This is a genomic window from Myxococcus llanfairpwllgwyngyllgogerychwyrndrobwllllantysiliogogogochensis (assembly GCF_006636215.1).
In the GTDB taxonomy this organism is placed as follows: domain Bacteria; phylum Myxococcota; class Myxococcia; order Myxococcales; family Myxococcaceae; genus Myxococcus; species Myxococcus llanfairpwllgwyngyllgogerychwyrndrobwllllantysiliogogogochensis.
Window position 1 is genome coordinate 1 of record NZ_VIFM01000364.1, and the last position, 9401, is coordinate 9401.

The window sequence follows — 9401 nt, forward strand, 5'->3', positions numbered from 1 at the left end:
GCCCAGCCCTCGGGCCCCCGCCCCAACGCCGCCCGCGAGGAGCGCGTCCGCATGACGCCCCTGCGCAAGCGCGTGGCGGAGCGCCTCATCCAGGCCCAGTCCAACGCCGCCCTGCTCACCACCTTCAACGAGGTGGACATGGGCGAGGTGATGGCGCTGCGCAAGAAGTACAACGAGAAGTTCCAGGCGAAGCACGGCGTGAAGCTGGGCTTCATGAGCTTCTTCGTCCGCGCCTCGATTGAAGCCCTCAAGGCCTTCCCGCAGGTCAACGCGGAGATTGACGGCGAAGACGTCATCTTCAAGCACTACTACGACATTGGCGTGGCGGTGAGCGGCAGCCGCGGCCTCGTCGTCCCCGTCCTGCGCAACGCGGACAAGCTGTCCCTGGCGGAGCTGGAGAAGGGCGTCGCGGACCTGGGCACCCGGGCTCGCAACGACAAGCTGGGCCTGGCCGACCTCCAGGGCGGCACCTTCACCATCACCAACGGCGGCATCTTCGGTTCCATGCTGTCCACGCCCATCATCAACCCGCCGCAGACGGGCATCCTGGGCATGCACAACATCGTGGACCGCGCCGTCGTCCGCGACGGGCAGATTGTCATCCGCCCCATCATGTATGTCGCACTCACCTACGACCACCGGCTCATCGATGGCCGCGAGGCCGTCCAGTTCCTCGTGCGCGTGAAGGAGTGCATCGAGGACCCGGAGCGCCTTCTCCTCGACGTCTGAGTTGTAGGTGACGCGCCGCGCCGCGACTTACCAGGGAGGCCCGAGCTCAGTGCAACTCGGGCATTCCAGGCCGCTGGCTGGACTTCCAGGCAGGCGTTTCACTACAACTGGACATTGTCTCCCGGTCGTCGGGGGGCGGGAAGAACGGGCGGCTCTCACACGTCGCCCCGCGAGACTGAAGGAAGTGCAATGGCAACCGGTACCGTGAAGTGGTTCAACGACGCGAAGGGCTTCGGCTTCATCACCCAGGACGGCGGAGGTGAGGACGTTTTCTGCCACCACACCGCCATCAACATGGATGGCTTCCGCACCCTCGCCGAGGGTCAGAAGGTGGAGTTCGAGGTGACGCGCGGCCCCAAGGGCCTGCAGGCGCAGAACGTTCGCGCGGGCTGAAACGTCGTCGTAGGTCCTGGCCCTTCCGCGCGGAGGGCCGATGAACGGAGGCCCGCCCCTGGAGTTGAGGGAACCGGGCCTCTTGCTTTTGCGGGGTACGGCGACAGGCCCCGGGCGCGAACGCCCGGAGCCCGGAATCACATCACAGGTTCTTCTTGAAGTGCTCCATGACGCGCTCCCACTGGCGCTCCTTCACCAGCGGGTCCGGCACCATGTGCGTCAGGCCGCTGAGCGGCAGGAGCTCATGGGGCTTGCCGGCGCGGAAGAGCGCATCGCTGAGCTTGAGCGTGTGGAAGAAGTACACGTTGTCATCCGCGGTGCCGTGGATGAGCAGCAGCTTGCCAATGGGCTTGTCCGTCTTCGCGTAGGTGAGCAGCGAGCTCTTCTCGTACGCCTCCGGGTGCTCCTGGGGCAGGCCCAGGTAGCGCTCGGTGTAGTGGGTGTCGTAGTCGAGCCAGTCCACCACCGGGGCGCCGGCCACCGCGGCCTTGAAGACGTCCGGGCGCTTGAGGGCGGCGAGCGCGGCCATGTAGCCGCCGAAGCTCCAGCCTTCGATGCCCACGCGGTTGATGTCGATTTCCGGCAGCACCTTGGCCAGCTCCTGGATGGCGGCGGCCTGGTCTTCAATCGTGATGGTGGCGAAGTCGTACTTCACCTCGCGCTCCCACGCGGCGCCGCGCAGCGGGGTGCCGCGCCCGTCGAACTTCACGACGATGAAGCCGTGGTCCGCCATCCACTGCGGCATCAGGTGCGCCGCCATGCTGTGGTGGACGACGGTGGTGGTGGGGCCGCCGTAGACCTCCACGATGACGGGCAGCTTCTTGCCCGGCTTGAAGTCACGCGGGCGGGTGATGGAGGCCCAGAAGCCCTTGGGGCCCACCTGCCGCACCTCGGTGTTGGGGATGAAGGGCGGCTCCTGCGCGACTTCGGGCAGCTCGCCCAGCTTCGTCCCATCCGCGCGCAGCACCTGGGTGCGGCTCATGCTCTTCAGGCTGGAGCCGTTGACGACGAGCACGTTGCCGTCGCGTGAGGCGGAGCCGCCTTCGACGCCGTCCTTGTTGCCCGTCACGCGCTCCGGCGCGCCGCCCGCCTTCACGCGCCACAGCGCGCTCTGCGTGGGGTTGGGGCCGCCGTTGAAGTACAGGGTGTGGTCCTTCTGGACGAAGCGCGTCATGCCGCGGAAGCCCGCGTCCGGCTTCACCACGGTGCGCTCCAGCGAGCCGTCCGCCTTGCGCTGCTCCACCTCGGGGCCGCCGTTGCGCTCGGTGTACCAGAGGAAGCCACTGCCATCCTCGAGCCACAGCGGGAAGTCCTGCTCCAGGTTGAGCCAGGCGGAATCCTTCTCCACCAGCAGCTCGCGCGTCTTGCCCGTGGCGGGGTCCACCGCGAGCAGTTGCTGCTCGGTCTGCACCCGGTTCTGCACGAGGATGGTGAGCGGGGCGCCCTTCGCCCACGTCACGGTGGCCAGGTACGGGTACTTCGCCGCATCCCACTGGACCCAGGTCGTCTTGCCACCGGTGACGGGGGTGACACCCAGGCGCACCTTGGCGTTGGGCTTGCCGGGGCGCGGGTACGCGAAGATTTCGCCGCCGCGCTCGGGGTGCATCACGTCGACGATGGTGAGCTTCTCCACCTCGGCGGTGTCGGACTCGGTGTAGGCCACCGACTTCGCGTCCGGGCTCCACCAGTAACCGGAGAAGCGGCTCATCTCCTCCTGGGCGACGAACTCGGCCACGCCGTGCGACTTCGCGTCGGAGCCGCCCTTGGTGACCCGCTGTTCCTTGTTCGCGGCGACGTCGATTCGGTAGACGTCATTGTCCCGGACATAGGCCACCTGCTTGCCGTCCAGGGAGAAGCGCGGGTCCAGCACGCCGGGGCCCGTCTTGAGCTCCGTCACCTTGCCGCTGGCGCGCTCCACCACATAGAGGCGGCCGGACAAGGGGACGAGCAGGCGCGTGCCGTCATCCGAAACCTGGTACGAGGTGAAGCCTCGGGCGCTGACGCGCATGCGCTCGCGGCGGGCCTTCTCCTCGGGGGTGAGCGTCTCGTCGGAGCCCTTGAGAATCGCCTCGGGAGTGAGGACCTCCTTCGTCTGCCCGGACGCCACGTCGAACGCGTAGAGCGTCTGCACGTTGGAGGTGGGCTGGGTGCGAAGGAAGAGGACCTGCTTCTCGTCGGGGGTGATTTTGATGCTCACCGGACGACCGCTCGAGAAGTTGCGGGTCTCCGTGAGCTGTCGCAGGAAGGTGTCTTGCTTCCGCTCCGTCTGGGACATGGGTAGGGGCTTCATCTCCTGGGCGAGTGCGGACGTGCTCACGAAGAGGAGCGCGGCGGTAAGTACCTGGCGCATGGGTCGTCGAAATCCCGCCGGTGGCGGGGCTCCTTTCACGGAAAGGTGCGGGGGAGCCTACACTCGGCCGCCGCGCAAGCTGAGCAAACGCACAACAGATGTGAGGATTCCCGAGGGATGCAGACCGAAGACGACGCCCCGCGGCACCTGAGGCTGGCGGGCATCATCCGACTGGGGCTGGGAGGCGGGCGAGGGCCCTCGGACGCCTATGTCTTCGACCCCCATCGGCTGGCCCTCCCTTCGTGGGCGTGCGCGCTCGGGGAGTCGGGCTCCCCTGCCCTCCTGGTGACGCTCGACAGGCACCTGGACGTGGTGGTGCCGCGAGAGCCCGGGAAGGTGCCCGACCGCTCGGCGGGACTGCGCGCGCTGGACGAGCACGCCCGGTGGTCGCTGGATGTGCGCAACTATGACCACATCCTCGCGGCGATGGAGGCGGGGCTGGTGGGGGATGCCTTGCTGGTAGCCAGGACTCGGCCCCGGGGCTCCTTCGCGGGCGAGACCTACGTGGACACGAAGGGCCGCTCGCACCGACTGGTGGTGGTGCCCACCGTGGACCGCGCGTCCGAGGCGTGGAATCACCCCGCTCCCGGTGACGCGGTGCGAGATGTCCTGGAGCGCGCGGACCAGGTGTTGCTCGACATCGACCTGGACTGCTTCACGTCGCTGAGCGACGCGGACCCGACGACGGTGATTCCGTGGCCGCGCGCCATCATCCGTGAGTTCCTGCTGCCCGAAGGCTCCGAGGATTTCTGGGACGCGGTGCTGAAGCGCACGGTGGCGATGACGCTGGCGCGCGAGCCGCATCACTGCGGTGGATTGCTCGCCTCCGGTGAGTTGTTCCGCGATGCGGCGGAGGTGCTGTTCCGCGAGCTGCTGCGCGTCGAGCCGCCGTGAGGCACGGCGGCGCCGGTTCGGAGTGACTCCGCGCGAACGTGGCGAGCTGAACGAGCCACTGTGAGCGAGCCGGCACCCGTTCGTGGCGACTCAGCGCTACAACGACAAGCTGAGCGAGTCGCTGTGAGCGAGCCGGCACCCGTTCGTGGCGACTCAGCGCTACAACGACAAGCTGAGCGAGTCGCCGTGAGCGAGCCGGCACCCGTTCGTGGCGACTCAGCGCTACCACGACAAGCTGAGCGAGTCGCCGTGAGCGAGCCGGCACCCGCTCGTGGCGACTCAGCGCGACAACGACAAGCTGAGCGAGCCGCTGTGAGCGGGAGCAGCACAGTTGGACGCGCTACAGCGGCGAGTCGAGGAAGCTCGGTCGCAGGTCCGTGACCTGACCGCCCGCGAGCGAGAAGCGACTCCCGATGGGAGGACGGTCTCCGTTGAGCACGTAGCCGAAGTCGAGGCGGAACGGCACGACGTTGAACTGGGGGAACAGCACGCGCAGGCCCACGCCCACCGACGTCACCATGTCCGGCCTGTCGTTGAACGCGCTGCCCGAGTCCAGGAAGAGCACCCCGCCCACGTGCACCGTTTTGATGACGACAGGCGCGGTGCGGTACTCCACGTTCACCAGCAGCATCCGCTTGCCGGAGTACTCATCCGCCGGCGCGCCGCGAAGCCCGTTGCCACCACCCAGCAGCGTGATTCGGTCGAACAGGTCATCGATGTTCACATCCAGCAGGCCGCGCGCGACAAAGCGCCCGCCCAGAATCTTGGGCGACACCTGCGCCAGCTCCGCGGCCCAGTGACGGTTGTTCCACGTCGCGCCCTCACCGAGCTGCCGACGGATGGCGCCTGACGCGGACACGGTGGTGAGCGCCTCGCCCCAGCGAAGGCGGTAGCGCGCCGCGAGCCCCGCTTCCGTGAAGTGGTTGTCGTCCCCGAAGACAGGAGGCGCGTAGCGCACCGTCGCGGAGACCCAGTGCCCCATCTGGTAGTCCTCCGAGAGCACGTACGAGTCCACGTCGCGCAGCACCTCGTACCGCGCCTCGAAGGCACGCAGGGACACCGAGGCGTAGCCCGCGTCCTCCGCGCGCGGCAGGTAGTTGCGGCGGAACCAGTCGGACTGTCCCTCCGTCAGCATCGACGAGGAAGGCGGGTCGTAGGAGTAGTGGTACGCGCCCAGCGAGCCACTCACGTTCCACTTGTAGCGCAGGCCATACGAGCGCGTGTACGAGGCCGCGCCAGCGACCTCCTCCGTCCGGTACACGTAGGGCACCGTCGGGCCGTCGGGATACGGGAGCTGCCATATCTCCGCGCCCCGGTAGATGCGATTGGTCTCCACGTTCCACGCGACGGACGTGCTCACGCTCCACGGCGTGGACAACGAATAGAGCGGACGGCTGACGGAGAGACTTCCCCGCGAGCCCTCGGCCTTGCCGCTCTCGCGTCCGATGATGAGGGCGGCGGACTCACTCAAGGACCAGCGACTGCCCAGCACGCGCGGGTCGGTGTAGCTCTGTCCGAAGCTCAGCGTGTCCAGGCGAAGGGTGAAGTCCAGCGCCAGCTTCTTGCCTCGGCCCAGGAAGTTCTGCTCCGTGCCCTGGAGCCGCAGGTACTGCAGCAGAGAGCCCACCGCGGAGAAGTCACTGTTGAGGCGCAGCGACCAGATGTCCTTGGTGACGACGAGCAGCGCCACCGTCCCGGGCACCTTCCCTTTCACCGGGACGACTCGCACCACGGAGAACAACCGCAGCCCCCGCAGGTTGCGCGCCGTCTCGTCCGCGAGCCGCGTGGAATACGGCTGCCCCGGTGGGAGCAACACCTCGCGCCGGACGACCTCCTCGCGGGTGCGGATGTGGAAGATGTTGAGGAAGTTCGGATACGGGTCGCTCTCCGCGACCACTTCCTCGGTGTCGACGAGCACCTCGGCCAGCGGCATGCCCTCGGGTGACGGCTCCAGTTGACGGCCGTGACGCGTCAGCGCCTCGACGATGAGGGCTTCCTCGTAGTTCTCCTGGGAGAGGCCCTGGGGACGCGCTGGCGCGGGCTCCACGGAGGTCCCCGCCGGAGCCTTCTCCCCTTCTTCCGTCGCACGGGCCTCGCCTGGCGATGGAGCAGGAGACGCGACGGCGGGAGCCGGCGTCTCGGGAACGGGCTCCGCCTGGAACGAGGACAGGGTGAGAGGAACGACGATGAGCACGAGCAGCGGGAGCGCCACGCCGCCATCCTGGCATGCGCGGCCTTCCGCGTGAGCATCTTCATCGCACGGCCCTCCGGATTGCGGCGTGGAGCGCCGACTGTCATCCTCGCCAGATGGACGCGGATGCCCGCGAGTACCGCGCGATTCAGACGTTCTACGGACAGCGCCGCGCTCGACGCTCCGGCATCCCATACCTGCACCACATCGACGAGGGCCTGTGGGTCCTCCGAGCCCTGGGCGCGAGCGACCACGCCCAACGCGCGTACTGCCTGCACCCGCTGGTTCAGGAGGATGACGCACGAGCCGCCGCCTGGGCCTACGCTCTCGCCACCGGGGCGGACCTCTCCGGGCCTCCCGTCGACGGAGTGAGCGATGAGCCGCGCGTCCTCGCGCTCGCGCTGGACTATCGGGAGACCGCCAATGCCGCGCTGTCCCATCGACCGGACTTGAAGGGGCCCGACGACATCGCGCTCAGCGCCGAGCCCGAGGTCAACGACATGCTCCGCGCCGACAAGGTCCAGAACTACAAGGACTTCATCCGCCATCACCGAGGCAGCCACCCCAGGTCCGCCGAGCTGGAGCGCTATTTCCAGGCGTGGCTCGCGCGACTCGATGTGTCCCCGGAACAGCTCACACGCTGGCACGCGGCGCTCGAACACCTCCAGGACAACATCCCCCGCACCTGACTCTGTCCCGGGCCGTGCGCCCTCCCATGAGGCTCCTCGACGGCCCGAGGCTCCGTCATGGCGCCTCAGTGAACCTCGCGCGTCCTCTTTGTCCACGCAGAGCTCGAGCCACGGCCCACGGCTCCGTCATGGCGCCTCAGTGAACCTCTCGTGCGTCCTGTCCACGAGGAAGCCGAGCCACGGGCCGGCTCGGCCCTCGGTCGCTCGTCGGGTCGCTCGGAGTGACAGTCCCTGGAGTGCGGCGTCGCCTCTTCCGAGGCGGAAGGTCCCCACCGAAAAACCCGGGTGTAATCCCGACCAGGAGCGGGCGTCTTCCTGGGTGAAGGCGGACAGCCCCTCTCATCACGAAGGGCGGGCCCGCCACGAGCACTCAGCCTTGGAGGCGTCGTCGCCCATGTCCGGCTCCCACCAACACACTCCTTCGACACATGGCCGGGCCTTCGCGCTGGGCATCGGCCTCAACCTGGCCTTCGTCGCCGTCGAGGCCACCTTCGGTTTCATCTCGGGCTCGCTTGCGTTGCTCGCCGACGCCGGACACAACCTGAGCGATGTGCTCGGGCTGGTGCTCGCCTGGGGCGCCAGTGTGCTGGCCCGTCGCAAGCCCACGGAGCGTTACACCTATGGACTGCGCGGCGCGTCCATCCTGGCCGCGCTCCTCAATGCGCTGCTCCTGCTCGTCGCGGTGGGCGCCATCGGCTGGGAAGCGGTGCAACGATTGGGGCAACCCGCTCCCGTCGCCACGGGTACCGTCATGCTCGTGGCGGGAGTGGGTACGCTCATCAACACCGCCACCGCGCTGCTGTTCTGGAAGGGGCGCCAGAGCGACCTCAACATCCGAGGCGCCTTCCTGCACATGGCCGCCGACGCGGGCGTGTCGCTCGGCGTCGTCCTGGCCGGCGCCCTCATCTCCTTCACCGGCTGGATGTGGTTGGACTCCGGGGTGACGCTCGGCATCGCGCTCCTCATCCTCGTGGGGACCTGGGGGCTGCTCCGGGACTCCGTCAACCTGGCCCTGCATGCCGTTCCGGCGAACATCGACATGCCTTCCGTGCGGCTTCAGCTGACCCAGTCACCCGGCGTCGCCGAGGTGCATGACCTCCACGTCTGGGCCATGAGCACCACCGAAGCGGCACTCACGGCGCATCTCGTCGTGAGCGAGCAACCGCTGGACGACTCGCGCCTGAGCCACCTCAAGCGCCTGCTCCATGACCGGTTCGGCATCGAGCACGTCACCCTGCAGCTCGAATCGGACACGGCCCGGAATTGTCGCCCGCTCGCATCCAACGACGCTGTCTCCCCCTGCCTGTGAACGACGCCAGCTCCCCATGCACCCCACCCTCCGAGCCCATTTCGACCACGAACTCCAAAGCGCCTCCGAGTCCCAGACCCGGGGCGACTTCCAGGCGGCGTGGCACTTCCTGGAACGTGCCCATGTCCTGAGCCAGGCCCATGCATGGCCTCACCTCCAGGTGCATGGCGCCATGTTCGTCTGGGCCTGGCGGCACGGTGACGTCCGGGAGCTGTTCGGACAACTCCCCCGCTTGTTGCTCGCCGCGCCCGGGTCCTGGCTCGGACGCGCGCCGCTGGGAAACACCGGGGGCTCGAACGTGGGCATCTTCACGCCCCTGCCCATTCCGGAGGACCTCCAAGTCATGCTGCGTCACGAAGCTCCTCCCGCCCCGTGAGGTGAACGTGCCCCGCGAACGAACCATCGGCCTCCACCGCGATGAGACAGACGCGGGACGCCCCAGGCGCGGGGCACCGGTTCAGCGAGCAGGCTCCTTCGCCCTGAAGCGTGTGAGCCCCCAGAACAGCAGGGCCACGGCGGCGATGGCCGCGCCCTGGACGCACACGCCGCTCCAGCCCGCCTGCGCGAACACCAGGGTCGAGGTGATGGACCCGGCGCCACTGCCGATGGAATAGAAGACCATGTAGCCGGCCACCAGCCGACTGCGCGCCTCCGGACGTACGGCGTACAGCTCGCTCTGGTTGGTGACATGCAAGGCCTGGATGGCGAGGTCCAGGGCGACGATGCCCACGCCCAGCGCCCACAGTGACTTCGGCGCCAACGAGACGGGCCACCACGAGACCAGCAAGACGACGAGTCCGACGCTGGTGGTCCAGTTTCCCCAGCCCCGGTCGGCCAGCCGCCCCG

The 9401-nt window shown here is 68.2% G+C and carries 8 protein-coding genes and 1 pseudogene; 6 read left to right on the forward strand and 3 right to left on the reverse strand.

From position 1 onward, the window contains the following. The coding region (gene sucB, locus FJV41_RS45340; RefSeq protein ID WP_141648865.1) for a dihydrolipoyllysine-residue succinyltransferase at window positions 1-729 on the forward strand (729 nt) is incomplete at its 5' end. Window positions 730-918: 189 nt separating this feature from the next. After that, on the forward strand, window positions 919-1122 hold the full coding sequence (locus FJV41_RS45345; protein WP_015352191.1) for a cold-shock protein: 204 nt from the start codon (window positions 919-921) through the stop codon (window positions 1120-1122). 142 nt (window positions 1123-1264) lie between these two features. Here FJV41_RS45345 and FJV41_RS45350 read toward each other — a convergent pair whose 3' ends face one another. Further along, the gene (locus FJV41_RS45350) at window positions 1265-3472 is read right to left on the reverse strand and encodes a S9 family peptidase (protein WP_141648866.1); all 2208 of its coding nucleotides are present in this window, start codon (window positions 3470-3472) and stop codon (window positions 1265-1267) included. Window positions 3473-3589: 117 nt separating this feature from the next. Between FJV41_RS45350 and FJV41_RS45355 the strand changes: the two genes are divergently transcribed. Next, a complete protein-coding gene (locus tag FJV41_RS45355) occupies window positions 3590-4366 on the forward strand; it encodes a UPF0489 family protein (protein WP_141648867.1) in 777 nt (258 codons plus the stop codon). A gap of 340 nt (window positions 4367-4706) precedes the next feature. On the opposite strand, the gene FJV41_RS45360 is transcribed toward FJV41_RS45355, so the two are convergent. Beyond that, window positions 4707-6578, reverse strand: coding sequence for a BamA/TamA family outer membrane protein (locus FJV41_RS45360; protein WP_141648868.1), 1872 nt, complete (start codon window positions 6576-6578; stop codon window positions 4707-4709). A 14-nt stretch (window positions 6579-6592) separates the two neighbouring features. Between FJV41_RS45360 and FJV41_RS45365 the strand changes: the two genes are divergently transcribed. The 3 genes from FJV41_RS45365 to FJV41_RS45375 all read left to right on the forward strand — a co-directional run bounded on the left by FJV41_RS45365 (window position 6593) and on the right by FJV41_RS45375 (window position 8931). After that, window positions 6593-7246, forward strand: coding sequence for a hypothetical protein (locus FJV41_RS45365; protein WP_141648869.1), 654 nt, complete (start codon window positions 6593-6595; stop codon window positions 7244-7246). 394 nt (window positions 7247-7640) lie between these two features. Further along, window positions 7641-8555 carry a cation diffusion facilitator family transporter gene (locus FJV41_RS45370; protein ID WP_141648870.1) on the forward strand — a complete coding sequence of 305 codons (915 nt, stop codon included), beginning with the start codon at window positions 7641-7643 and terminating at the stop codon, window positions 8553-8555. Window positions 8556-8571: 16 nt separating this feature from the next. Continuing rightward, window positions 8572-8931: a DUF3703 domain-containing protein gene (locus FJV41_RS45375; protein ID WP_141648871.1), complete on the forward strand. Its 360-nt coding sequence runs from the start codon at window positions 8572-8574 to the stop codon at window positions 8929-8931. Between the two features lie 81 nt (window positions 8932-9012). Here FJV41_RS45375 and FJV41_RS45380 read toward each other — a convergent pair. Then, window positions 9013-9401: pseudogene (locus FJV41_RS45380) on the reverse strand (MFS transporter); the annotation flags it as partial.

Excerpts from the sequence above, each read along its gene's own strand:
- FJV41_RS45370 (WP_141648870.1), top strand. The coding sequence starts at position 7,641 with ATGTCCGGCTCCCACCAACACACTCCTTCGACACATGGCCGGGCCTTC.
- FJV41_RS45375 (WP_141648871.1), top strand. The coding sequence starts at position 8,572 with ATGCACCCCACCCTCCGAGCCCATTTCGACCACGAACTCCAAAGCGCC.
- FJV41_RS45345 (WP_015352191.1), top strand. The coding sequence starts at position 919 with ATGGCAACCGGTACCGTGAAGTGGTTCAACGACGCGAAGGGCTTCGGC.
- FJV41_RS45350 (WP_141648866.1), bottom strand. The coding sequence starts at position 3,472 with ATGCGCCAGGTACTTACCGCCGCGCTCCTCTTCGTGAGCACGTCCGCA.
- FJV41_RS45365 (WP_141648869.1), top strand. The coding sequence starts at position 6,593 with ATGCGCGGCCTTCCGCGTGAGCATCTTCATCGCACGGCCCTCCGGATT.
- FJV41_RS45355 (WP_141648867.1), top strand. The coding sequence starts at position 3,590 with ATGCAGACCGAAGACGACGCCCCGCGGCACCTGAGGCTGGCGGGCATC.